The sequence below is a fragment of the Roseateles sp. P2_H4 genome, from assembly GCF_056403315.1.
The window spans coordinates 18,976-43,435 of the sequence record NZ_JBFUFR010000020.1; the positions used below are offsets into that span (position 1 = coordinate 18,976).

Below are 24,460 nucleotides of genomic sequence, written 5' to 3' on the forward strand. Positions count from 1 at the left end.
ACCGCGTGCACCCTCTGCTGACCCACTGGCGCGGCCTGGCCACCTATCTGGTGGCCGCAATGCTGGCCGGCCTGGCGCTGGCCGGCCTGCTCGCGGCCACGGACCGGGCACCGCTGGGCTGGGCACTGGTGTGGGCGCTGCCGCTTACCGTCCTGCTCGCCTTTGCGGCGCTGTCGCTCTATTACGTCTGCCGCGCCCAGGCTTTCGGGCCGGGCCGTTGGCCGGGGGCCATCGCATCGCGCGCGGCCGCCATGCTGCTGCTGGCCGGTGCCGCGGTGGCRCTGGCCGCGGGCTGGAATGCAACGGGCCTGGCCCTGGGTCGCGATGCCGGCCTGGTCGCCCTGCCCCCCATCGGCTGGGTGATGACCTTCGTCGCCTGCCTGGGCTGGTTCCTGCTGGCCATGCTCGCCCACGATGTGCTGCTCGCCGTCGAAGCCACGCAGGCGGCGACGCTGCGCGAGACCGAGGCGCGGTTGCTGGCGCGCGACATGGAGCTGCAGCTGCTGCGCCTGCAGATCGACCCGCATTTCCTGTTCAACAGCCTGAACTCCATCAGCGCGCTGACGAGCTTCGACCCCGCGTCCGCAAGGCAGATGGCCATAGCTCTGGCTCACTTCTTCCGCCAGACCCTGGCCCTGGCCGGCCAGGAGCGCATCCGCCTGGAAGACGAACTGGGCCTGATCGAGCACTACCTCGCCATCGAGCGCCAGCGCCTGGGCGACAAGCTGCGCAGCGCCGTCGATGCCGCGCCCGACACGCTGGCCGCGCTGCTGCCGCCGCTGACGCTGCAGCCCCTCGTCGAGAACGCCTTGAAGCACGGCCTGCGGGCGCTCAGCGACGGTGGCTTGGTGCAGATCCAGGCCCTGGTGCGCGATGGCTGGCTGCACCTGGCCGTGCGCAACCCGGTGCCCGCCGAACCCACTCGCGAGCCCGGCCTCGGCCACGGCCTGCGCCATCTGCGCGAACGCCTGGCCGCGCAGTACCGCGACCGCGCCCGCGTCAGCTGGGGCCCGACACCCGAGGGCTTCGCGGTAGAAATCAGCATCCCCTTCGAGAGCCAGACCCCATGACGCTGCAAGTCCTGATCGCCGACGACGAACCCCTGGCCCGCCGTCTGCTGCGCGAGTTTCTGAAGTCCCATGCCGACATCGCCATTGCCACCGAGGCCGACAACGGCCTGGACGCGGCACGCGCCATTACGGAACTCAAGCCCGACCTCGTCTTCCTCGACATCCAGATGCCACGCCTGACCGGCCTGGAGGTGCTGGAGCTGACCGGCCGCCGCGATGGCGTCATCTTCACGACGGCGCACGACCAGCATGCGATGCGCGCCTTCGAGCTGCACGCGGTGGACTATCTGCTCAAGCCCTTCACGCAAGCCCGCTTCGACGCCGCGCTGGAGCGCGCCCGCCTGCTGCGCGGCCAGCCGCAGCCGGGGCTGGAAGCGCTTGTCGCGCCGCAACCGCTGGCCCGCGTGCTGGTGCGCGATACCGAACGTGAGGGGGGCATGCAGGTGCTGGCCGTCGAGGCCATCGACTACATCGAGGCCCAGGCCGACAACGTCGCCTTCCACAGCGCCGGCCACGAGCATCTGAAGGCACAGCGCATCTCGGAGCTGGAAGAGCGGCTGGACCCGACGCGCTTCGTGCGCGTGCATCGCTCCTTCATCATCAACCTGGGCGCGCTGCAAGGCCTGGAGAAGACCGACAGCGACGCCCATGTTGCACGCATGAAGAACGGCAAGCGCATTCCCGTCAGCCGCAGCGGCTACGACAAACTGCGCGGGGTGCTCTGAAGGCTGCGGCGGGAAAACACGGAGCTGATCCGGAGGGTCTTCGCAGTAGGATAGCGCTATCCAAAAGTCCTGAATCCGCCCGCGTTCCGCCTCCCCATGACTCACTTTGCGCCCGCTTCCCTCGTCTTCATGGGCGTCGCCGGCAGCGGCAAATCCACGCTGGGCGCTGCCGTCGCTGCGCAACTGAGCCGCGTCTGGCTGGAGGGCGACGATTTCCATGGTGAGGCCAACCGCCGCAAGATGGCCGAGGGTCTGCCGCTGAACGACCAGGACCGCGCCGCCTGGCTGGCCAGCCTGTGCGAGCAACTGCGCCACCACAGCGACGGCGCCATGGCGGCCTGCTCGGCCCTCAAGCGCAGCTACCGCGACCAGCTCCGCCAGGCCTCGCCCGGCCTGCGCTTCGCCTTCCTGGACATCGACAAGGCCGAGGCCAGGCGCCGCATCGAGACACGCGGCGGCCACTTCTTCTCGGTCACCCTCGTCGACAGCCAGTTCGACACGCTGGAATCGCCCGTCGGCGAGCCGGGAGTGCTGCACCTGGACGCGCTCGCGCCGCTGAGCGAGTTGCAGATCCAGGTCTGCCAATGGCTGCAGACATGAATGCCAAGCCGCTCACCCGCCGCGAGATCGTCGGCTACGGCCTGGGCGACATGGGGTTCAACTTCTACTGGACCAACATCTCGACCTTCCTGCTGATCTTCTACACCGACACCTTCGGCATCACGGCGGCGGCCGCCGCGACCATGCTCTTCGTCGTGAAGATCTTCAACGCCTTCACCGACCCCATGATCGGCGCGCTGGCCGACCGCACGCAGACGCGCTGGGGCAAGTTCCGGCCCTTCCTGCTCTTCATGCCGCTGCCGCTGGCCGTGGTGGGCGTGCTGACCTATTCCACGCCCGACTTCGGTCCCACGGGCAAGCTGGCCTGGGCCTATCTGACCTATCTGCTGCTGATGACGCTCTACACCAGCGTCAACCTGCCCTACAGCGCGCTGTCGGGCGTGCTGTCGGGCGACGCGAAGGAGCGCAACGCCATCAACGCCTCGCGCTTCGTCGCCGGCTTCGCGGGCGGCACCATCGTCACGGCCGCGTCGCCGCGCCTGGTGCATTGGCTCGGCGGTGGCGACAACGCCCTGGGCTGGTCGCTGACCATGGTGTTCTGGGGCCTCGCAGCGGCCATCATCTTCGCCATCACCTTCAGCGCCACCACCGAGCGCGTGCAGCCGACGCAGGCCGAGCCCTCCAGCGTGCGCCAGGACCTGGCCGACCTGCGCAGCAACCGGCCCTGGATCCTGCTGTTCTTCCTGGCGTTGATCATCATGGGCGGCATCACGCTGCGCATGACCAGCGCGGCCTACTACTTCAAATACGTGGTCAACCGGCCTGAGCTGCTCGCCACCTTCGTGCCGGCCTATCTGCTGGCTGCGGCCGCCGGGACGGCCTGCACGCCGCTGCTGACGCGCTTCATCGACAAGCGCCGGCTGATGATCGGGCTGATGTTCGCCTCCACCGTGCTGTCGGCCGCCTTCCTGTTCGTCGACGCCGACCAGATAGCTCTGATGTACGCGCTGCAGATTGCGCTCGGCCTGGTGCTGGGCCCCAAGTCGCCGCTGTCCTTCTCCATGCTGGCCGATTCGGCCGACTACAACGAATGGCGCAATGGCCGCCGCGCGACGGGCATGACCTTCGCGGCCAGCTCCTTCGCGCAAAAGCTCGGCACGGCCGTCGCCGTCGGCGTCATCGGGACGCTGTTCACGACCCTGGGCTATGTGCCCAATGCCGCGCAGTCCGCCGACTCCCAGGCCGGCATCGTCTGGCTGATGTCCGTCATCCCGGCCAGCTTCACGCTGCTGGCCGCCGTCATCATGATGTTCTACACGCTGGACAACCCGACCATGGCGCGCATCCAGGCCGACCTGGCCGCCCGCAAAACCATCACCGCCTGACCCATGCTTGGCCCCATCGACAACGGCGAGCGCTACCAGCTCACCAGCCCCACTGCCCTGCCCCAGGCCGCCGGCTTCCTGTGGAACCGCCGCATGATGATCCAGGTGACCTGCCGCGGCTATGCCGTCGCGCAGTTCATGCAGCCCGAGCCGGCCAAGTACGCGCATGCCCCCAACCTGGAGGCCAAGACCTTCATGCAGCCGGAGCAGGCCTACTACGCCCACCACCCCGGCCGCTTCGTCTACGTGAAGGACGAGGACAGTGGCGAGCTGTTCTCGGCGCCCTACGAACCGGTGCGCGCGCCCGTCGCGTCGTTCGCCTTCCGCGCCGGCCGCCACGACCTGGGCTGGACGGTGGAGCATCTGGGCCTGCGCGTTGAAATGAGCTTGAACCTGCCGACGGATGACGTCGCCGAGCTGTGGGAGCTGCGCGTCACCAACCTGTCCGGCCGCCGGCGGCGCATCAGCGTCGTGCCCTATTTCCCCATCGGCTATATGTCGTGGATGAACCAGTCGGCCCAGTGGCGGGCCGACCTCGGCGGCATCGTCGCCAGCAGCGTGACGCCCTACCAGAAGGTGGCGGACCACTTCAAGAACCTGCACCTCAAGGACAAGACCCACTTCCTCTGCGAGCGTGCGCCGGATGCCTGGGAGGCCAGGCAGGCGGCCTTCGAGGGCGAAGGCGGGCTGCACAACCCGAGCGCCCTGCAGGCCGGGGAGCTCGCAGGCGGTGATGCGCGCTACGAGACGCCGGCGGCCTGCGTGCAGTACCGCCTCACGCTGCAGCCCAACGGCAGCGAGACCTACCGCTTCCTCTTCGGCCCGGCCCTGGACGACGCCGAGATCGCCCGGATGCGAGCGGACTATCTGAGCGAAGCCGGCTTCGCCCGCACGCGCGAGGCCTATGCCGCCTACGTCGATGGCGGCCGGGGTTGCCTGCGCATCAAGACGCCCGACGCCGAGTTCGACAACTTCGTCAACCACTGGCTGCCGCGCCAGGTTTTCTATCACGGCGACGTCAACCGCCTCTGCACCGATCCGCAGACCCGCAACTATCTGCAGGACAACCTCGGCATGGCCTATATCGCGCCGGCTGTCACGCGTGGCGCGCTGCTGCATGCGCTCAGCCAGCAGGCCGCCAACGGCTCCATGCCCGACGGCATCCTGCTCATCGAAGGCGCCGAGCTGAAGTACATCAACCAGGTGCCGCACACCGACCACTGCGTGTGGCTGCCGGTCTGCCTGCGGGCCTATCTCGACGAGACCGCCGACTTCGCTCTGCTCGAAGTTGAAGTGGCCGGCATGACCGTGGCCGAGCGGCTCGATGCCGCCATGGCCTGGCTGCAGCAGGACCGCGATACGCGCGGCCTGAGCTTCATCGCCCAGGGCGACTGGTGCGACCCGATGAATATGGTGGGCTACAAGGGCCGCGGCGTGTCGGGCTGGCTGACCGTGGCGGCCGCTTACGCGATGCGGCTGTGGAGCGGCATATGCCGCGATGCCGGCCGCATCGGGCAGGCCCCACGCTGGCAGGCCGCCGCGGACGAACTCAATGCCGCCGCCAACCGCCATCTGTGGGACCGCGACTGGTTCGCCCGCGGCATCACCGATGACGGCGTCGTCTTCGGCGTGCAGAGCGACACCGAAGGCCGCATCTACCTGAACCCGCAATCCTGGGCCATGCTGAGCGGCGCGGCCAGCGCCGAGCAGCGCGCCAAGATGCTTGTCGCCATCGATGCCCAGCTCGAGACGCCGCATGGCGTGGCGATGTTCAACCCACCCTACTCCGGCATGCGCGACGACGTCGGCCGCGTGACGCAGAAGCACCCGGGCTCGGCCGAGAACGGCGCCGTCTACAACCATGCGGCCAGCTTCTATGTGCACGCCCTGTACGACGCCGGCGAGGGCGACCGTGCCTACAGCGCACTGCGCCGCATGATTCCGGGGCCGGATCGGGGCGACTATCTGCAGCGCGGCCAGTTGCCCGTCTTCATCCCCAACTACTACCGCGGCGCCCACCGCGAGGTCCCGCGCACGGCGGGTCGCTCCAGCCAGCTCTTCAACACCGGCACCGCGGCCTGGGCCTATCGCTCGGTCATCGAAGGCCTGTGCGGCTTGCAAGGCGATGCCATGGGCTTGCGTGTGAAGCCGCAACTGCCCTCGGGCTGGAACGAACTGAGCGCCGAGCGCGAGTTCCGCGGCGCGCGCTTTTATCTGCAGGTGCGCCGCAGTGGCCAGAGCCGCGTGCTGCTGGATGGCCGGCCCTTGCCCGACGGCCTCGTGCGCGACATCGAAGCCGGTCGCGAGTACCGGCTGGAGGTCGAACTAGCTTGAGCCCCGCTGCAGGATCTGGAAGCCCAGGTCCAGATGCGGCTGCTCCACCGCCTGGTTGCGCATCAGCGCCATCAGCATCTGCGCCGCCTGCTCGCCGATCTCCACGCGCGGCGTGGCCACGGTGGTCAGCGGCGGCAGCATCTGGTCGCTGCCCGGCAGGTTGTTGAAGCCGGCCACCGCCACGCGCTCGGGCACCTTCACGCCCAGGCGCAGCGCCGCCAGCAAGGCGCCCTGGGCCAGGTCGTCGTTGCAGAAGAAGATGGCGTCGGTGTCGGGCGCTTCCGCCAGCAGCTTCTCCAGCAGCGCGCCGCCCAGCGCCATCGACGACGGCTCGGGGCTCAGCAGCTTGCGCACCTGCGCGCCCAGCCCCGCCTGCTGCATCGCCAGCTCATAGCCTTCGCCGCGTTGCAGCGTGCGCGGGTCGAGCTGGGCGGCCACATAGGCCACGCGGCGCCGGCCGCTGTCCAGCAGATGCTGGGTGATGGCCCGGCCGGCCTCGCGCTGCGAGAAGCCGACGCTGTAACTGCCGGGCTCCGAGGCCAGCTCCATCACATGCACGCAGGGCACGCCGCTGCCATGTATCAGGGCCGCCGCGGCGGGGCTACGGTCCAGGCCCGTGACGATGAGCCCGGCCGGCCGGTGCGCCAGGAAGCTGCGCAGCACGGCCTCCTCTTCGGCCGGGTCGTAATGGGTGACACCGATCAGCGTCTGGTAGCCGGCCAGCATCAGGCTGCGCTGCAGCGCGTCCAGCAACTCGACGAACAGCGTGTTGCTGAGCTTGGGGATGAGCACCGCCACATGCGAGCTGCGACTCGAAGCCAGGGCCCGTGCGGCCGGGTCGGGCACATAGCCCAGCGCCGTCGCGGCGGCGTGCACGCGCTCGCAGAGTTCGGCCGCCACGGCCCGTTCGCCGCGCAATGCGCGCGACACCGTGATGGGGCTGACGCCGGCCTCGCGGGCCACATCCGCGAGGGTCACGCGGCCGGTGGCGCGGGGGCGGCGGGCGGGTTCCTCGGAAGTCGGCTTCGAGTTGGGCATGGCTACATGTTATCCCCCATATCAAGCCTTCCGATCGGCGCCTAGGATAGCGCAATCCACCCATGAAATACCTGTTGAACCGACAGGCGATTGCAGCGGTGGATTGCCCGTTGTCTCACGGACCTGGGGGGAGCCATCTCCCCCCTTTTTTAGCTCGACGGGACAGCGCTATCCAGATTTGTTTTTCACCACCACCGGCCCCGACCAGAGCCGTCCCACGACAAGCAGCGGATCAAGCTGCAACAACAGGAGACCTTCATGCACAGCCCCGGCCATAAGACCCTGATCCACCTCGCCGTCCTGGGCGTCTGCGCCAGCATTGCGCTGCCAGCCCACGCGCAAGCCGCCGACGCGACCACGCCGCCGGCTGCCGGCCAGCAGAACGCGCCCGCCAGCACCGACAGCAATGTGCTGAACACGGTCGTCGTCACCGGCTCGCGCATCTCGCAGCGCGGCTTCACCCAGCCCACGCCCACCACGACGCTGACGGCGGTCGACCTGGAGAAGTCGGCCCAGCCCAACCTGTTCAACACGCTGATCGAGCTGCCCGCACTGCAAGGCAGCACGGGTCGCACCACCTCCACCTTCAGCACCAGCAGCGGCGTGCAGGGCCTCAGTTCCCTGAGCCTGCGCGGCCTCAGCCCCATCCGCACGCTGACGCTGCTGGACGGCCAGCGCGTCGTGCCTGCCAACGTCACGGGCGTGACTGACGTGAGCCAGTTCCCGCAACTGCTCATCACGCAGGTGGATGTGGTGACCGGCGGCGCCGGTGCCTCCTACGGCTCCGACGCGGTGGGCGGCGTGGTCAACTTCATCACCGACAAGCGCTTCACCGGCTTCAAGGCCAATATCGAAGGCGGCCAGACGAACTACGGCGACGACCAGAACGCCACCCTTCAGGCTGCGTGGGGCCGCGGCTTCCTGAACGACCGTGCCCACCTGATCGTCAGCGCCGAATACGTGCGCGAGAAGGGCGTGCCTTCGCCCCGCTTCGGCGGCGCTGGCGCCAATGGCCGCAGCTGGTTCCAGAACCCGGCCTTCCAGGTCCGCAGCCTCGGCAGCACGACTGACGGCAAGCCGCAGATCTACGACATTCGCAACGCCCAGCAGTTCCAGTACGCCAAGTACGGCCTCATCACCAACGGCCCGCTGCAAGGCACGGCCTTCGGCAAGGACGGCGTGCCCTACAAGTTCAACTATGGCTCGACCGGCGTGCCCACCGGCACCGGTGCCGTCACCGGCTGCATCACGCCCTTCTGCGTGGGCGGCGACCTGGCCGGCACCGTCGGCGGCGGCACGTCCATGGGCATGGACCTCAAGCGGCAAGTCTTCTACTCGCGCGGCAGCCTGGACATCAGCGACGACGCCGAGATCTATTTCACCGTCAATCTCGCCAAGGTCAACGCGCGCTTCAACCCCAACCCCGGCGCCGCCAAGAACGACAACCTGACGATCCAGTGCGACAACCCCTATCTGCCGGCCTCCATCGCCACGGCCTGCGCGGCCAACAACATCACCAGCTTCAAGTACGGCACGGCCAACGGCAACTTCGAGAAGGACATCGAGGTCAATCCCGTGCGCGAGCAGAAGCGCTTCGTGCTCGGCACCAACGGCAAGGTCGACGCCCTGGGCACGGGCTGGACCTATGACGCCTATTTCGAGCACGGCATCAACGACATTGAGATCAATGTCGCCAACATGATGCTGAACCCGCGCTACAACGCCGCCATCGACGCGGTGCGCAATGCGTCCGGCCAGATCGTCTGCCGCAACGCGGCGGCCGCGGCTGCGGGCTGCGTGCCGCTCAACATCATTGGCGACGTCAAGCAGGACCCGGCCGCCCTGGCCTATGTGTTGCCCGCCAACGGCCCGCGCCAGCTTTCGCGCCAACGCCAGACGGTGGCCAGCTTCAGCGTCAACGGCCAGCCCTTCTCCAACTGGGCCGGCCCGGTGGCCGTCGCCTTCGGCGCCGAGGCCCGCAAGGAAGGCTATTGGGTCACCGGCGATCCCTACGGCAATGGCGTCTACCCCGCCACGCCCAACACCACCGCCTACCCAGCTGATCCGGTGCTGAACACCACCGTGGGCAACAACTGGTTTGCCGGCAACTACCACGCAGCCGCGGGCGCCTACAACGTCAAGGAAGGCTTCGTCGAGCTGAACGCCCCGCTGTTCAAGTCCGCCAGCTTGGGCGAGGCCAACCTCAACGTCGCCGGTCGCCACACCCAGTACAGCACCTCGGGCGGCATCAACAGCTGGAAGGTCGGCTCGACCTGGAAGACCGGCATCGACGGCCTGCGCCTGCGTGCCGTCACCTCGCGCGATGTGCGCGCCCCGAACCTGTCGGAGCTCTACGCCGCGCCGGTGGTCATCAACCAGAACGTCAACTACCTGGGCAGCACCTTCACCGCCCAGCAGCGCACCGTGGGCAACACCGCCCTGCGCCCCGAACTGGCCAACAACAAGGTCGTCGGCATGACGCTGAGCCAGCCCAGCTGGGCGCCTGGCTTCAGCGCCTCCATCGACTACTTCGACATCAAGGTCAAGGACGTGATCTCCACGTTCTCGATCCAGCAGGAAGTCGATCTCTGCGTCGCGGGAAACCAGGTGTTCTGCGCTGCCATGGACCTCGTCAGCCCGACGAAGTTCGTGACGCTGCAGGCGTTCAACCTCGCCAAGATGCGCAACAAGGGCGTGGACATGGAGGCGCTCTACCGCTTCAACCTCGCCGGCATCAACCTGCCCGGCAAGCTCACGCTGCGCGGTCTGGCCACCTACACCCAGAGCTTCCTGACGGAATCCGGCGTCGTCGGCACCATCCCGGTCGAAAGCGCGGGCGTCAATCTCGGCAACACGCCGAAGTGGAAGACCCAGTTCTCGCAGACCTGGGAGTCCGACAGCGCCAGCTTCTTCATCGGCCAGCGTTGGATCAGTGACGGTGTCTACAGCAAGGAGTACATCGAGTGCCAGACCGGCTGCCCGGTCTCGACGTCGATCCACCAGACCATCGACAACAACAAGATGAAGGGCGCGCTGTACTGGGATCTGGGCGGAACCTACAAGCTCAACAAGGACGTCAGCCTGTACTTGAAGGTCGACAACGTCACCGATGTCGCTCCGCCCGCTGCGCCGTCCACCAACACCAGCTATGGCGTCAACCCCGCGCTGTTCGACGTGCTGGGCCGCCAATACCGCATCGGAGCGCGCATGACGTTCTGAGGCCGGCCGCGTCCTACAGCGGCGGCCAGCGCAGGCCGCGAGACTTCGCGACATGCGCTGGCTTGATCAGATCCGCCCGCTGGGCCGCGTGCTGCAGCTGACCTTCGATGGCTTCCTGGCCGACCGCGGCCCGCGCATGGGCGCCGCCCTGGCCTACTACACGCTGTTCTCGCTGGCGCCGCTGCTGCTCATCGTCGTGTCGGTGGCCGGCCTGGTCTGGGGTGGCGAGGCGGTGCGCGGCGAACTCTTCGACCAGCTCACCGAGCTGCTGGGCAGCAGCGCGGCCACGACAGTGGAGAGCATGCTGAAGACGGTCTCCTGGCCGGTCGGGGGCTGGCTCAGCACCGTCATTGGCCTCGGTCTGATGTTGGTCGGTGCGACAACGATGTTCGCCGAACTGCAGGACGCGCTGGACACCATCTGGCGCGTGCCGGCCCGACCCGTTCAGGGCTGGCTGAACTGGCTGCGCGCCCGGCTGCTGAGCTTCGGCCTCATCTTCGGCCTGAGCTTTTTGCTGCTGGTGTCGCTGCTGCTGGACGCGACCATGGCCGCCGCGCAGGCCTGGTGGCAGCCCTGGTTCGGCGACTGGCTGCGCGTCGCCGCGCTCGCCAACACCGTCTTCAGCCAGGGCCTGGTCGTCGCCGTCTTCGCGCTCATCTTCAAGCTGATGCCGCGGGTTCACGTCGCCTGGCGCGACGTGCTGCTCGGCGCCTTCGTCACAGCGGGCCTGTTCGCGCTCGGCCGCTACGGCATCGGCAGCTATCTGCAGCGCAGCGGCGTGGCCTCGGGCTTCGGCGCGGCGGCCTCGGTCGTCGCCCTGCTGGTCTGGGTGTACTTCTCGGCCCAGATCCTGCTGATCGGCGCCGAGTTCACCTGGGCCTACGCAAGAGTGTTGGGTTCGCGGCGGGATTCGGAGGCGGCTGGGGCAAACTTGCGCCCCGACGCCACCTCCCCACCACCGACGCGATGACGACCACGACCACCGACGACGGCCTCAAGCTCCATCTCCGCCACTGGCCCGCCCCGGCGGCTTCACGCGGGCAGGTCCTGATCTGCCACGGTCTGGGCGAACACATCGAGCGCTATGCCCATGTCGCGGCCGCGCTGAACGCCGCTGGCTGGGACGTGCACGGCTGGGATCACCGCGGCCATGGCCACAGCGAGGGCCGCAAGGGCGACATCCCCGACCACGACGCGCTGCTGCGCGACACGGCTCGCGTCATCGACGCCGTGCGCCAGCCGGGCAAACGCTTCGTGCTGCTCGGCCACAGCATGGGCGGCCTCGTCGCCGCGCGCTTCGCGGCCGAGGCGCTGACCGGCCAGCCCGCCGCCTGGAGCCGGCCGCTGGACGGGCTGGTGCTGTCCTCGCCGGCACTGGACCCGGGCCTGTCGGGTTTCCAGAAACTGCTGCTGGCCGTGGCCGGCTCGCTCTTCCCGGGCCTGGCCGTCAGCAACGGCCTCAAGCCGGCCTGGATCAGTCGCGACCCCGCCGTCGTCAAGGCCTATGCCAGCGACCCACTGGTGCACGACCGCATCACCGCCCGGCTGACGCGCTTCATCGTCGACGGCGGCGCCCGAGCGATTGGCGATGCGCCGCGCTGGCAGCTGCGCACGCTGCTGATGTGGGCCGGCGCCGACCGCTGCGTCACGCCGCGCGGCAGCGAGGCCTTCGCGGCCGCCGCGCCCGCCAACGTCGTCGCCACCCAGCCCTGGCCGGGCTTTTTCCATGAGATCTTCAACGAGCCCGAGAAGGCCGAGGTGTTGAAGACGCTTACGGATTGGCTGAACGCGTGAGCGCGTCGAGCCGATCGACGATCAGCTCCAGCCTGAGCAGCGGGTTGTCCATCGCCATCAGCCGCTGACGCGCTTCGACCGGCATGGGCAGCAGTTCGGCCCAGCGATTGGCCAGCCAGCCGGCGTCTTCCCATTGATAGGGCGGCTGCAGAGGCAGATCTTCAGCGGGGGCGCGCGCCTTCCAGCCGGCCAGCAGGTCCTGCAGTTGCTTCGCGGCCTGGCGCAGGTCGTCGGGTACCGGCACGATCTGGTCGTCGGGCAACAGTTCCAGCTCGCCGACCCACAGGCCATGGCTGAGGCAGCGTGGGCCCCTCACCTTGAAGCGCTGCGTGCCACGCGTGCGGATGCTGATGAGGCCCGCCTGGGCGTGCTCGAAATGCTCGATGCGTGCCAGCGTGCCGACGTCGTGAAACGCTTCCGCCTGGAAGCCCTCACCTTCGCGCCGCCGCACCTCGTCGCCCGAGGTCAGCGCGACGATGCCGAAGGGCTCGCCACGCGCATGGCAGCGCTGCACCATGTCCAGATAGCGCGGCTCGAAGATGCGCAGCGCCAGATGACCGCCCGGAAAGAACACCGAGCGCAGCGGGAACAGCGGCGTTTCGGTCGTGTTCATGGCTTCAGTTGCCCAATCCGAGACAGGACCCCGCGGGCCGAGCGCCGGGCCGCTCCCTAGCCGGCCCGCTCTGGCGATGTGCTTGCCGGTCACGCCGGCAAGCATCGCCGTCCCCGCGGGGGACCGGCCAAGGTACTCCTTGGACGAGGGGTTTCATTTTCAGCGGGTTTTTTCTGCGATGCGCTGGCGCAGGATGGGCAGGATGGCCTGCGCCGCTTCGCGCCCGGCCTGCACCGCGCGGCGCCGTGCCGTGAAGTCGGCACTGCCGACGCCGTCCAGCTTGGGCCGGATGACGACGTCCGCATCCCTCAGCTCGAACATGTTGATGCTGCGGCCCATGATGGAGAAGGTCTGCATCAGCATGCGGAAGGCATCGCCGGGCGGGTCCTTCTCGGGCGGCGAGGTGATGTCCACCGCCACGACGAGCTGAGCACCCATCTCCTTGGCAAAGCGCACGGGCACCGGCGACACCAGGCCGCCGTCGACGAACTCGCGCTGGCCAATGCGCACCGGCTGGAACACGGCCGGCACGGCGCTGGACGCCCGCACGGCCGTGCCGGTGTCGCCGCTGCGGAACAGGATGGACGAGCCATCGGACAGGTCGGTGGCGACGATGCCCAGGGGCAGGGCCATCTGTTCGATGTTCTTGCCGCCGGTCTTGTCGCGGATGAAGCGCGCCAGCGCCTCGCCGCGGATCAGGCCGCGCAAGGGGAAGGACCAGTCGGTGATGGCCCCCTCGTCCATGGTTTCGGCCAGGGTCTGCATCTCCTTGCCGCTCTTGCCAGAGGCGTAGAGGGCCGCGACCAGGCTGCCGGCCGAGGTGCCGGCGACGAAGTCGACCTTGATGCCGTTCTCCTCGAACACCTGGATGACGCCGATGTGGGCAAAGCCACGCGCGGCGCCGCCGCCCAGGGCCAGGCCGATGCGGGGCGGCTTGGGCGCCGGCCGGATGACGGGCGGCGGATCGGGTGGCGGCGTGGGCACGACGACGACCGGGGGCTGAGGCGGCTGCGTCGGCAGCACGGAGCAGCCGGCAAGAACCGTGACCAGGGCGGCAAGCCCGGCGCGGCGGATGAGAGYAGGAGTCATGTCGTAAGCGGGAAAGCGCGGCGCACGATAACCGAGGGCGTTCACCCGAGCTTGTAGCTTTGCAGATGTATGGAGGTCTCGGTGCCGGCAATGCCCTTGATGAGGCGCACCCGCTCCAGCACATCGGCCAGCTCCTGCAGGCTGGAGCTGCGGATCTCGGCCAGCAGGTCCCAGCGGCCATTGGTGTCGAACAGGCCGGTGATGCCGGGCTCTCCCAACAGCATGGACACCACCTCCCGCGTGCGGTTGCCCTCCACCGTGATGCTCATCCAGGCGGTGATCTGGTCGGGCACCGAGTCCGGCCGCAGCCGCACCGTATAGCCGGTGATGACGCCGCCGTCCTCCAGGCGCGCGATGCGGTTTGTGACGGTGCCGCGCGACACCTTGAGCTTGGCCGCAAGCAGGGCGACGCTGGCCCGGGCATCGGTGCGCAGCAGGGCGAGGAGTTGCTGGTCGAGAGCATCCATTTTTGATCAAAACGTCAATTTCAATTGCCATTCTGCCAAATGGCGATGCATTACGTGGCAAGAGTTGCGCTTCTGTTTGGCAGGCCGCCCCGGAAGAATCCACTTCAAGAACTCCGGAGACCCTCATGACCACCGTCCTCACCACCCAAGACGTCGCCCGAATCGTGCAGCGCGTGGGACTTCCCGATTTACTTCGCCGCCTCGTCGCCTACCTCGAAGCCGACTACCTGCGCTGGGCCGAATTCGACAAGACGCCCCGCGTCGCCGCCCACTCACCGGACGGCGTCATCGAGCTGATGCCCATCGCCGACGCCAACCTCTACAGCTTCAAATACGTCAACGGCCACCCCAAAAACCACCGCTTCGGCCTGCCGACGGTGATGGCTTTCGGCGTGCTCGCCGACGTGTCGACCGGCGCCCCCGCCCTGCTCTCCGAGCTGACCCTGACGACCGCGATGCGCACCGCCGCCACCTCCGTGATGGTGGCCAAACGCCTGGCCCGCCCCGACAGCCGCGTCATGGCCCTGATCGGCAACGGCGCCCAGAGCGAGTTCCAGGCCCTGGCCTTCCACCACCTGCTCGGCATCCGCGAGCTGCGCCTCTACGACATCGACCCCGCCGCCACGGCCAAGCTGGTGCGCCACCTCGGCAGCACGCCGGGCCTGACACTGACCGTCTGCGCGTCCACCGCCGAGGCCGTCAAGGGCGCCGACATCGTCACCACCGTCACCGCCGACAAGACCAACGCCACCATCCTGACGCCGGACATGATCGAGCCCGGCATGCACATCAATGGCGTCGGCGGCGACTGCCCCGGCAAGACCGAACTGCACCGCGGCGTGCTGGAGATGGCGCGCGTGATCTGCGAATTCGAGCCGCAGTCGCGCATCGAAGGCGACATGCAGCAGATGCCGGCCGACTTCCCCGTCACCGAGTTCTGGCGCGTGCTCGCCGGCCAGGCCGCAGGCCGCGAAGCGGACAGCCAGGTCACCGTCTTCGACTCGGTCGGCTTTGCGCTGGAGGACTACTCCGCGCTGCGCCTGCTCAGCGACATGGCCCAGCAGCTCGGCCTGGGCGCGCCGCTGAGCCTGATCCCGCAGATGGATGACCCCAAGGATCTGTTCGGCGAACTGCATCTGACCCACCAGCTTCAGGCGGCCTGACGTCCGCAACTTTCACGACGCTCTGCGGCAGCAGCAGCCACCAGAATCGGTGGCACACGCTGACGGAGGGCTCGCATGGGATCTGCCGCTCGACTGACCCGCCGCCTCTGGCCGCTGGGTCTGCTGCCCGCCCTGGCCTGGGCGGAGCCCCTGCCCGCCGACCCATTGGAGCGCCAGTGCTGGCTGGCACACACCGCCCAGCGCACGGCCGTCGACGTGCGCGAGCCGGTCTCGGTGCACTTCAGCAACCTCAAGAGCGGCTACCGCGTGCGCACGCCCTTCTGGGTCGAATTCGGCATCCGCGGCATGGGCGTCATCCCGGCCGGCAATGCCAACGAGAAGGCCGGCCACCACCACATCCTCATCGACACGCCGCTGCCGCGCGACCACACGGCGCCCATCCCCTTCTCGAACACGCACAAGCACTTCGGCAAGGCCCAGACCGGCACCGAGATCGACCTGCCGCCGGGCCGGCACACGCTGCGCCTGCTGTTCGCCGACCACGCCCACAAACCGTATTTCGTCTTCAGCAACGAGATCGCCATCGAGGTCGTGGGCAAGCGCGCCAGCGACCCTGCACCCAGGATCGTTGCGGGCGATCGCGACAGCTGCGAGGCCTGGTACGCAGACCTGCGCGCGGCACCGCGCACCGCGGCCGGCCGCGAGGTCTATGTGAAGAACCTGCGCGACGAGGAGGCCGTGTCCAGCCCCTTCACGCTGTCACTCGGCGTGCTCGGTGCCGGCCTGGGCGTGGCGCCAGCCGGCACCAGCATCAAGGACACCGGCCACTTCCGCCTGAGCTTCACTCCCAAGGGGGGCGGCAACACGGTGCGCCAGAACCTCGTCGATGGCCGCAGCGAGGCCATCGTCGATCTGCCGCTGGGCGAGTTCGAGGTCGTCGTGGCCCTGCATGACGGCGCGGGCGAGCCACTGCTCAAGGCCGCCCCGATCCGCTTCAGCGTCACCCGTCATGACAGGTAGGCGCTGACGTCCTCCACATCGATCAACGGCGCCGCCATGAAGCGCCGCGCATAGGCCAGGCAGACACCCGAGCGCAGGAAGAGATCGAACAGCGCCGGGTCGAGGTGGCCCTCGCCCACCATGCGCTTCATGATGGACAGCGCCTCGGACAGGCGCTTGCCCGGCTTGTAGGGCCGGTCGTCGGCCGTCAGCGCCTCGAAGACGTCGRCAATCGCCATCATGCGGGCCTGCGGGCTCATCTGCTCGCCGGTCAGGCCACGCGGATAGCCCTTGCCGTCCATGCGCTCATGGTGGCCGCCGGCGATCTCGGGCACATCCTGCAGATGCCTCGGGAAGGGCAGCTCGTGCAGCATCTTCAGCGTCTGCACGATGTGGTCGTTGATCTTGTAGCGCTCTTCCTCCGTCAGCGTGCCGCGCGCGATGGCGAGGTTGTGCAGTTCGCCGCGGTGATAGAGGTGTTCGGGCTGCCTGAGCTTGAAGCCCCAGCGGTTGTCGCCGGCCAGCTGATCCGTCGGCGGGCGCGGCAGGATGTGCTCGGGCCGGTCCTGCAGCAGGCGCTCGGTGGCTGGCAGCGAAGGGCGCGGCTTGGGCAGACGGCGCAGTTCCTCGATGGACAGGCCCAGCGTGTCGTCCAGCGTGCGCGACCAGCGTTTTTCGCCCACGCGGCGCAGCCGTGCGACGGCTTCGGGGTCCAGGGTCTCGCCGCCCACATTGCTGGTCGCGACGAAGGCGTAATCGGCGTCCAGCTCGGCCTGGGGCCCGGCCGCCGCCGCGCGGGCGCGCTGCACGCCGGCCTCGCCCAGTTCGGCCTCCAGATTCTCGATCAGCGCATCGCGCTTGAGCACCTCGAAGCGGCTGCGGATCTCGTGGATGCGGTTGTAGATGGTCTCGAGCTTGGTGGCCTTGTCGACGACGTACTCCGGCGTCGTCACCTTGCCGCAGTCGTGCAGCCAGGCGGCGATATGCAAGGCCTCCCACTGCTCGGCATCCATCGTGAAGCCGGCGAAGCGGCCCTCGGTCGCGTCGCATGCGGCCTGGGCCAGCATCTTGGTCAGCTCCGGCACGCGCTGGCAGTGGCCACCGGTGTAGGGGCTCTTGGCGTCGATGGCGCCGGCGACGAGCTGGATGAAGGCCTCCAGCAGCTCCTTGCGCGCGCGCAGCAGCAGCTGGTTGTCGATGGCAATGGCGGCCGTGCCCGACAGCGCGCTGACAAAGGCCACGCGGGCAGCGCCCAGGGGCTCGAACGGCCGCTCGGCGGAGCGCGGGAAAGTCAGCGTCAGCGTGCCTATGGTGTCGTGCTGGCTGTTCTTCAGCGGCACGGACAGCAGGCGCATGCGCGAAGCGCCGAGGGCGGCGAACAGCCGCTCATAGGCTGCCAGGTGGGCGGGGTCGTCCCAGCTCAGGTCGACTTCCACCGGCCCGTTGGCACGCAATGCATGCACCGGCGCGGCCACGCTGTCGGGCGCGTTCACCTGCCAGGTCATGCCACGGCGCGCCGACGTCTCGCCGCCGACGCGCGAGGCCGCCGGCTCCAGCGTCAGGCCATCGGCCGACAGCAGGTGGACGGAGCCACCGCTGGCGCCGGCCACGGCGATGGTCTCGCGCAGGATCAGGTCCAGCAAGGTGTCGAAATCGCGCTCGGCGCTCAGCGCGTCGCTGATGTCGAGGAAGCGCCGCAGCGAATGCTTCATCGCCGTCATCGCGATGGCCAGGCGGTCGACCTCGCGGATCAGGCTGCGCTTGGGGTCGGCGCCGTCGAACTCGAAGCGCTCGATGGCCTCGGCCTGGCGCGCGAGATTGCGCAGCGGGCGCGACACCCGGTCGGCCAGCAGATGCACCAGCGGCAGCAGCAACAGCATCAGCGCCAGCGAGATGTAGAAGCTGTGGCGGCGGCTTTCGAGCTGGAAGGCCTGCAGCTCCTCGCGCGGCGCGGCCATCAGCAGCAGCAGCGGCGCGCCGGCCTCCACGGTACCCGTCAGCGGCAGCGCATGGCTGACCCACTCGCGGCCGTCTATCGTCTGCACCGACGTGAGATGACCCTCGCCATCGCGGCGCTGCCACAGCTCGCGCATCAGCGGCGACGCCGACTCACCCACGCGCGGCAGGCTCTGGCCATCCTTCAGCGCCGGGCCGCGCTCGCGCCGGGCCTCGGCCAGCATCTCGCCTTCCTGCGTCGCGATGAGCAGCTCGGCCGAACGGCTGATCTGCGGCCGCATCAGCATTTCGCTCAAGGCCTTCAGGCTGACGTCGGCACCAACGATGGCGCCGCCATGGGCCTGGGCCAGCGTCACGCCAGGCTCGCCCGTCGTGAAGAAGCGGTAGGGCGCCGACTGCACGAGCTGACCCTCGCCGGCCTTGCGGGCCAGCGCATACCAGGGCCGTGTGCGCGGGTCGAAGTCGTACTCGGCGCGGTCGCGCTGCTGCAGCTCTCGCAAGGCCTCGTCGTAGAAGCGGTAGCTGCCCCGCGGGGCGGCGCCGCCGTCGCGGTTGACGCTCTGCAGCCCGAAGGCCGCCTCGGCCGGGGCATCCATGCGCTTGCGCGTCGCCGCGTCGCTGAGGCGGCGCAGCAGCACGAAGGAGCCGCCCGAGTTGCCGGCATAGACGGCCGACACCGAGGCATTGACGCGCAGGGCCGCCGCCATCTGCGGAAGGGCCGCCAGGCGCTCGGCTTCATTGCCCGCGCGACCCAGGGCGCCGGTCGCCAGCAGGGCCACGCTGACGCGCGCCGGCCTCAGCTCGGTCTCGACGGCTGCCGCCGCCTCGCGCCCGATGCGCTTGGCCGCCGCGCTGGCCTGTTGAAGCATCAGCGCGTCGCTGCGCGAGCGCTCGTGCAGCAGCAGCACGCCGTACACCAGGGCCACCAGGCCCACCATCAGAAAGCTCAGCGTGATGTAAAGCGTCTTGGGCTTGAGAAGCGGCATGGAACCCGTGAGGCAGCAGCGTTGCAGCAGTATCCCCGTGTCACGGCTACTTTGCCTGCGGTTACCGGTTGGAGTGGCCGGGGGCGCCAAGTCCTACAAGTTCGCGCCCAGTCGACAACCAGGATGGCCTGGCGACGACCGGTCGCAACTCGTCGCAGGCCCCACCCGGCGCCTGCGCTGCCATGGATGAAGTAGGAAAGCAGTCCCATGAAAAAGATCGCACTCAGTCTTGCCGTTCTCGCCCTGGCCGCCAGTGCCCAGGCCCAATCCACACGACCGAGCGGCAGCATCACCGCCGCTCACACCTATGGCCTGGTGTCCCTGGGCCAAAGCCATCTGAATACCGATTGCACAGGCGGGCACGCGTGCGACCGCAACGCCCTCGGCGGCAAGGCCGTGTTCGGCTATGGCTTCGGCAACGGCCTGTCGCTGGAAGGTGGCTACACCAACTTCGGCAAGTTCCATGCCTCGCGGGGCCTGCTGGGCTTGAGCGCCAGGCCCGAGGCCCTGCACTTCGGCGGCGCCTACACGGCCAACCTGACACCGGATTGGGGCGTGGTCGGCCGTCTGGGCGTCGCCCGCGTGCGCACCAAGCTCGATGCCGAGGCCGGCACGATGAGCGGCTCGGACAGTCAGAGCAAGACCCAGCCCATCGTCGGCGTCGGCGTCAACTACGCGGTGACGCCATCGACCCGCGTCGAACTCGGCGTGGACACCACCCGCGCCCACTACCTGGGCGAACGCCACAACGTGCGCATGGTGTCGCTGGGCGCGCGCATGGCCTTCTGATGGACATATTCACCTGAGCCTGATTCCCGTGACAAGGGCACCCGGATGACACGCATGTCGTAGTTAGCATGCGGGCCGCCTCAACCGGGCCGGGCCGGTCATACGGCCGGCCCCTCCAAGTCACAGGGAATCTCTCATGAAGACACATGCCTTCGTTCTTGCCGCACTGTTCGCAGCGACCGCCGCCCAGGCCGCGGAGCCCGCTCCCAGTCCGTTCTATGTCACAGCTGCAGCGGGCTCGACCCGCCTGAGCGCTGACTGCTCCGGCACCACGTCCTGTGACAACAGCGGTACCGGCGGCAAGCTGGTCTTCGGCTACAGCTTCGGCAATGGCTTCAGCCTGGAAGGCAGCTACATCAACTTCGGCAAGGCCCACGCCGGCATTGCCAGCATCGCCGGCACCCCCGCCGGCACCGTCACGCTCAAGCCCTCGGCCCTCGTGTTCGGTGGCGCCTACGCGCTGCCCCTGGGCAGCGACTGGGGCATGACRGTTCGCCTCGGCGTGGCGCAGGTGAAGACTCGCACCAACTTCTCCTTCGGCGCCCAGAGTGGGGATGCGGCCGAGAGCGAGACCAGGCCGGTGGCGGGCCTCGCCGTCAGCTACGCACTCAACAGCAGCGTCAAGCTCGAACTCGGCGTGGACGCCAGCCAAGCACAGATGAGCGGACAGAAGGGCAGCGTGCGCCTCGTGTCGCTCGGCGCGACCTTCTCTTTCTGATCCTTCCGCGCGAGTCATTTCCCAGGCCGCCTTGTGCGGCCTTTGTCGTTCCTACACTCGCGCCATGAACTACGCCCCGCTGATCAAGGAACTGGGCCGCGGCGCCCGGGGAGCGCGCGACCTGAGCCGCGAACAGGCCGAAGAACTCTTCGGCGAGATGCTGGACGGCCAGGTGCCCGACATGGAGCTGGGCGCCATGCTGATCGCGCTGCGCGTGAAGGGCGAGAGCGCCGACGAGGTGGCGGGCTTCCTGGCCGCCATGCAGGCCCGCACGGCCTCGCTGGCCGCGCCCCCAGGGCCACGCACCGTGCTGCTGCCCAGCTTCAACGGCGCCCGCAAGCAGGCCAATCTGATGCCGCTGGTGGCCCAACTGCTGGCCCGCGAAGGCGTGCCGGTGCTGATCTTCGGCCGGCATGACTTCGACAGCCGCCACAGCCCCTTCGAGTTGCTGGACGCCCTGGGCTTGTCCGCCAGCGGATCGCTGGCGGACGCCGAGGCGAGGCTAACAAGCGACAGACTGGCCGTCCTGCCTTTGCAGATGCTCAACCCTGGCTTGAACGCGCTGATGGCCCTGCGCCCCCGGTTGGGCGTACGCAACAGCTCGCACAGCCTGGCCAAGCTGCTGGACCCCTTCCCCGCCGGCCGCGGCGTGCGGGTCGTGGCGGTGACGCATCCGGAGTACCTGGACAGCATGGGCAACGCCCTGCCCGGCCTGACGGCGGGGGGCGGCCGGGCCCTCTTGATGCGCGCCAGCGAGGGCGAGGCTTATGCCCATCTGCGCCGCAAGGCCCATCTGATCGGTTTCCAGGACGGCCAGACCGCCCCGCTGCACCCGGCCGACACCACCGATCTGGACTGGCCGCTGTCGCCGGCCTGCGCGCCGGCCGAGAACGCCGCCCTGATCCGCGCCATGCTGGAAGGCACCGAAATGGTGCCTCCACGCATCGCCGAACAGGTCGCCGCCCTGCGGGTTTTGGCCACAAACTGAGGTTGCTTATTCACCTTGGGCATATGGCCCGAAAAAGAATGTAGTTCTGCGGCACTGCAACATTCCCTAGAGTCGCGCCCTCGGGTGGCATGGGGCCGCTCCTGGAGCGTGTGTGCTGGACGGAATTGCGATTGCGAGCGGATTGGCCGTCGGCCTCATCGTCGGGATTACCGGCGTGGGCGGCGGCTCGCTGATGACGCCGCTGCTGCTGTCCGTCTTCAAGCTCAGCCCGGCCGTCGCCATCGGCACCGACCTGTGGTTTGCCTCCCTGACCAAGATGAGCGGCTCGGTCGCCCATGCCCGCCACGGCCATGTGAACTGGGCCATCGTGCGCCGCATGCTGATGGGCTCCATCCCGGCCTCCATCGCAACCATCGCGCTGATGCACCTGACCGGCGTCACCAAGGGCTGGGCCTCGGCGCTGACGTTTTCGCTGGGCATCGCCCTGCTGTTGACGGCTGTCGTCGTCGCCTTCAAGCAGAGCTGGCAGCCCCTGGGCCTGAAGCTGGAGCGCTGGATTCCCGAATCGCGCAAGCCGACGCTGATGGTGGCCCTGGGCCTCATCCTCGGCGTGCTGGTGTCGCTGTCCTCCATCGGCGCCGGCGCCATCGGCGCGACGCTGATCCTGCTGATCTACCCCCGCATGAAGGCCCGCGACATCGTGGGCACCGACATTGCCCATGCCGTCCCGTTGACGCTGGTGGCGGGCCTGGGCCACGCCAGCCTCGGCAATGTGAACTGGGAACTGCTCGTGTCCCTGCTCATCGGCTCTTTACCTGGCATCTGGCTGGGTGCCCAATTGACCCGTCGGCTGCCCGACGGCGTCGTGCGCAGCCTGCTCTGCGTTTCTCTTCTGATGGCCGGCTGGAAGGTCATCCACTAATCATGTATCGCTACACCGACTTCGACCGCCGCTTCGTCCACGCCCGCGCCGCGCAGTACCGCGACCAGCTCGAGCGCCACCTCGCCGGCACCCTCGGCACCGACGAGTTCCGCGCGCTGCGCCTGCAAAACGGCTGGTACATCCAGCGCCACGCGCCCATGCTGCGCGTTGCCGTGCCCTATGGCGAGCTGTCCTCGCGCCAGCTGCGCCAGTTGGCGCGCATCGCCCGCGACTACGACCGCCAGCCCGACGGCCCGTTTGCCGGCCAGGGTGGTTATGGCCATTTCACGACGCGCCAGAACCTGCAATACAACTGGATCCCGCTGGTGGACAGCGCCACGGTGATGGAGCTGCTGGCCGAGGTCGACATGCACGGCATCCAGACCAGCGGCAACTGCATCCGCAACATCACCAGTGACGCCTTCGTCGGCATCGCGCCGGACGACATCGTCGACGCCCGCCCCTACTGCGAGATCCTGCGCCAGTGGAGCACCCTGCACCCCGAGTTCGCCCACCTGCCGCGCAAGTTCAAGATCGCCGTCTCGGGCGCCAAGGAAGACCGCGCGGCCATCGGCTGGCATGACATCGGCCTGCAGCTGAAGAAGAACGAAGCGGGCGAGGTCGGCTTCCAGGTGCTGGTGGGTGGCGGCATGGGCCGCACGCCGATTCCGGGCGTCGAGATCAACGCCTTCGTGCCCTGGCAACAGATCCTCGTCTACATCGAGGCCATCGTGCGCTGCTACAACCTGGCCGGCCGGCGCGACAACCTCTACAAGGCCCGCATCAAGATCCTCGTCAAGGCCGAAGGCCAGAAGTTCTTCGACGCGGTCAACGAGGAATACCGCCGCATCCTGGCCGACGACAACGGCGGCCACGAGCACATCATTCCCCAGGCCGAGCTGGACCGCGTGGCGGCCTGCTTTGTCGACCCTGAGGGCGTCGCACTGGTCGCCGAGCCGACGCTCGATACCAGCGATCCGGCCTTCGCACGCTGGCTGGCGCGCAATGTCGACGGCCACCGCGTCGCTGGCTACCGCGCCGTGACACTGAGCCTCAAGCGCGTCGGCATCGCGCCCGGCGACACCAGCGCCGACGTGATGGACACCGCCGCGGCCCTGGCCGACCAGTTCAGCCACGGCGAGCTGCGCGTCACGCACCGGCAGAACCTCGTGCTGCCCTGGGTCAAGGCTTCGGACCTGCCCGAGCTCTTCCAGGCCGCCCGCGCCGCCGGCTTCGCCACGCCCAATGCCCGCCTGCTGACCGACCAGATCGCCTGCCCCGGCGGCGATTTCTGCGCGCTGGCCAATGCCCGCTCGCTGCCGCTGGCCGCCGAGATCGCCGAGCGTTATCAAGACCAGGACGAGCTCGAAGATCTCGGCGAGATCGACCTGCACATCAGCGGCTGCATCAACTCCTGCGGCCACCACCACAGCGGCCACATCGGCATCCTCGGCGTCGACAAGGACGGCGACGAGTGGTACCAGCTGACGCTGGGCGGCAGCGACGGCACCAAACTGTCGGGCACGACCGTGGCCGGCAAGGTCATCGGCCCCAGCTTTGCGGCCGACGAAATCGCCGACGCCATCGACGCCGTCATCGAGACCTTCAAGCGCGAGCGCCAGGCCGGCGAGCATTTCGTCGACGCGGTGAAGCGCCTCGGCCTCGACCCCTTCAAGACCGCGGCGAATGCCGTTCGCGTCTCGACCGCGAAGGCTTGATCGA

General features: G+C 68.6%; 20 protein-coding genes. 15 read left to right on the top strand and 5 right to left on the bottom strand.

Annotated elements, in window-relative coordinates; all coding sequences use genetic code 11:
- Positions 1-5: 5 nt before the first annotated feature.
- From AC1DW3_RS16065 to AC1DW3_RS16085, 5 genes are all read left to right on the top strand, one after another.
- Positions 6-1,070: a sensor histidine kinase gene (locus tag AC1DW3_RS16065; protein ID WP_477932645.1), complete on the top strand. Its 1,065-nt coding sequence runs from the start codon at positions 6-8 to the stop codon at positions 1,068-1,070.
- Entirely contained in the window at positions 1,067-1,795 is a 729-nt protein-coding gene (locus tag AC1DW3_RS16070; RefSeq protein ID WP_477932647.1) for a LytR/AlgR family response regulator transcription factor, read from the top strand. Before AC1DW3_RS16065 ends, AC1DW3_RS16070 begins: the two co-directional genes overlap by 4 nt.
- A gap of 96 nt (positions 1,796-1,891) precedes the next feature.
- Positions 1,892-2,395, top strand: a complete 504-nt coding sequence (locus tag AC1DW3_RS16075) for a gluconokinase (RefSeq protein ID WP_477932649.1) — start codon at positions 1,892-1,894, stop codon at positions 2,393-2,395.
- On the top strand, positions 2,392-3,741 hold the full coding sequence (locus AC1DW3_RS16080) for an MFS transporter (protein ID WP_477932651.1): 1,350 nt from the start codon (positions 2,392-2,394) through the stop codon (positions 3,739-3,741). The genes AC1DW3_RS16075 and AC1DW3_RS16080 overlap by 4 nt, the downstream gene beginning before the upstream one ends.
- 3 nt (positions 3,742-3,744) lie before the next feature.
- Complete coding sequence (locus tag AC1DW3_RS16085) at positions 3,745-6,075, top strand: GH36-type glycosyl hydrolase domain-containing protein (RefSeq protein WP_477932653.1); 2,331 nt, start codon at positions 3,745-3,747, stop codon at positions 6,073-6,075.
- On the opposite strand, the gene gntR is transcribed toward AC1DW3_RS16085, so the two are convergent.
- A complete protein-coding gene (gntR, locus tag AC1DW3_RS16090) occupies positions 6,067-7,113 on the bottom strand; it encodes an HTH-type transcriptional regulator GntR (protein ID WP_477932654.1) in 1,047 nt (348 codons plus the stop codon). The genes AC1DW3_RS16085 and gntR overlap by 9 nt on opposite strands.
- 258 nt (positions 7,114-7,371) lie before the next feature.
- On the opposite strand from gntR, the gene AC1DW3_RS16095 reads away from it, so the two are divergent.
- From AC1DW3_RS16095 to AC1DW3_RS16105, 3 genes are read left to right on the top strand one after another with little or no spacing between them, the layout of a single operon-like run.
- Entirely contained in the window at positions 7,372-10,332 is a 2,961-nt protein-coding gene (locus AC1DW3_RS16095; RefSeq protein WP_477932656.1) for a TonB-dependent receptor plug domain-containing protein, read from the top strand.
- A 52-nt stretch (positions 10,333-10,384) separates the two neighbouring features.
- Positions 10,385-11,302, top strand: a complete 918-nt coding sequence (locus tag AC1DW3_RS16100; protein ID WP_477932658.1) for a YihY/virulence factor BrkB family protein — start codon at positions 10,385-10,387, stop codon at positions 11,300-11,302.
- Complete coding sequence (locus AC1DW3_RS16105) at positions 11,299-12,126, top strand: lysophospholipase (RefSeq protein WP_477932660.1); 828 nt, start codon at positions 11,299-11,301, stop codon at positions 12,124-12,126. Before AC1DW3_RS16100 ends, AC1DW3_RS16105 begins: the two co-directional genes overlap by 4 nt.
- Here the strand turns inward: AC1DW3_RS16105 and AC1DW3_RS16110 are convergent.
- From AC1DW3_RS16110 to AC1DW3_RS16120, 3 genes are all read right to left on the bottom strand, one after another.
- Positions 12,104-12,739, bottom strand: a complete 636-nt coding sequence (locus AC1DW3_RS16110; RefSeq protein ID WP_477932662.1) for an LON peptidase substrate-binding domain-containing protein — start codon at positions 12,737-12,739, stop codon at positions 12,104-12,106. The two genes, AC1DW3_RS16105 and AC1DW3_RS16110, sit on opposite strands and share 23 nt — an antisense overlap.
- 159 nt (positions 12,740-12,898) lie before the next feature.
- A complete protein-coding gene (locus AC1DW3_RS16115) occupies positions 12,899-13,828 on the bottom strand; it encodes a patatin-like phospholipase family protein (protein WP_477932664.1) in 930 nt (309 codons plus the stop codon).
- Positions 13,829-13,869: 41 nt separating this feature from the next.
- Positions 13,870-14,295, bottom strand: coding sequence for an Lrp/AsnC family transcriptional regulator (locus AC1DW3_RS16120; RefSeq protein ID WP_477932666.1), 426 nt, complete (start codon positions 14,293-14,295; stop codon positions 13,870-13,872).
- Between the two features lie 125 nt (positions 14,296-14,420).
- Between AC1DW3_RS16120 and AC1DW3_RS16125 the strand changes: the two genes are divergently transcribed.
- Positions 14,421-15,458 (top strand): ornithine cyclodeaminase, encoded by a 1,038-nt coding sequence (locus AC1DW3_RS16125; RefSeq protein ID WP_477932668.1) that lies wholly within the window; start codon positions 14,421-14,423, stop codon positions 15,456-15,458.
- A gap of 75 nt (positions 15,459-15,533) precedes the next feature.
- Positions 15,534-16,439, top strand: coding sequence for a DUF4399 domain-containing protein (locus AC1DW3_RS16130; RefSeq protein ID WP_477932670.1), 906 nt, complete (start codon positions 15,534-15,536; stop codon positions 16,437-16,439).
- Here the strand turns inward: AC1DW3_RS16130 and AC1DW3_RS16135 are convergent.
- Positions 16,427-19,360 carry an HD domain-containing phosphohydrolase gene (locus tag AC1DW3_RS16135; protein WP_477932672.1) on the bottom strand — a complete coding sequence of 978 codons (2,934 nt, stop codon included), beginning with the start codon at positions 19,358-19,360 and terminating at the stop codon, positions 16,427-16,429. The genes AC1DW3_RS16130 and AC1DW3_RS16135 overlap by 13 nt on opposite strands.
- 207 nt (positions 19,361-19,567) lie before the next feature.
- Here AC1DW3_RS16135 and AC1DW3_RS16140 point away from each other — a divergent pair, with 207 nt between their 5' ends.
- The 5 genes from AC1DW3_RS16140 to AC1DW3_RS16160 all read left to right on the top strand — a co-directional run bounded on the left by AC1DW3_RS16140 (position 19,568) and on the right by AC1DW3_RS16160 (position 24,456).
- Positions 19,568-20,149 carry an outer membrane beta-barrel protein gene (locus AC1DW3_RS16140; RefSeq protein ID WP_477932673.1) on the top strand — a complete coding sequence of 194 codons (582 nt, stop codon included), beginning with the start codon at positions 19,568-19,570 and terminating at the stop codon, positions 20,147-20,149.
- Between the two features lie 136 nt (positions 20,150-20,285).
- Positions 20,286-20,867, top strand: a complete 582-nt coding sequence (locus AC1DW3_RS16145; protein WP_477932675.1) for an outer membrane beta-barrel protein — start codon at positions 20,286-20,288, stop codon at positions 20,865-20,867.
- 64 nt (positions 20,868-20,931) lie between these two features.
- On the top strand, positions 20,932-21,855 hold the full coding sequence (ybiB, locus tag AC1DW3_RS16150; protein ID WP_477932677.1) for a DNA-binding protein YbiB: 924 nt from the start codon (positions 20,932-20,934) through the stop codon (positions 21,853-21,855).
- A gap of 115 nt (positions 21,856-21,970) precedes the next feature.
- Positions 21,971-22,738 carry a sulfite exporter TauE/SafE family protein gene (locus AC1DW3_RS16155; protein WP_477932814.1) on the top strand — a complete coding sequence of 256 codons (768 nt, stop codon included), beginning with the start codon at positions 21,971-21,973 and terminating at the stop codon, positions 22,736-22,738.
- A gap of 2 nt (positions 22,739-22,740) precedes the next feature.
- Positions 22,741-24,456 (top strand): nitrite/sulfite reductase, encoded by a 1,716-nt coding sequence (locus AC1DW3_RS16160; protein WP_477932679.1) that lies wholly within the window; start codon positions 22,741-22,743, stop codon positions 24,454-24,456.
- The last annotated feature ends 4 nt before the right edge of the window (positions 24,457-24,460 follow it).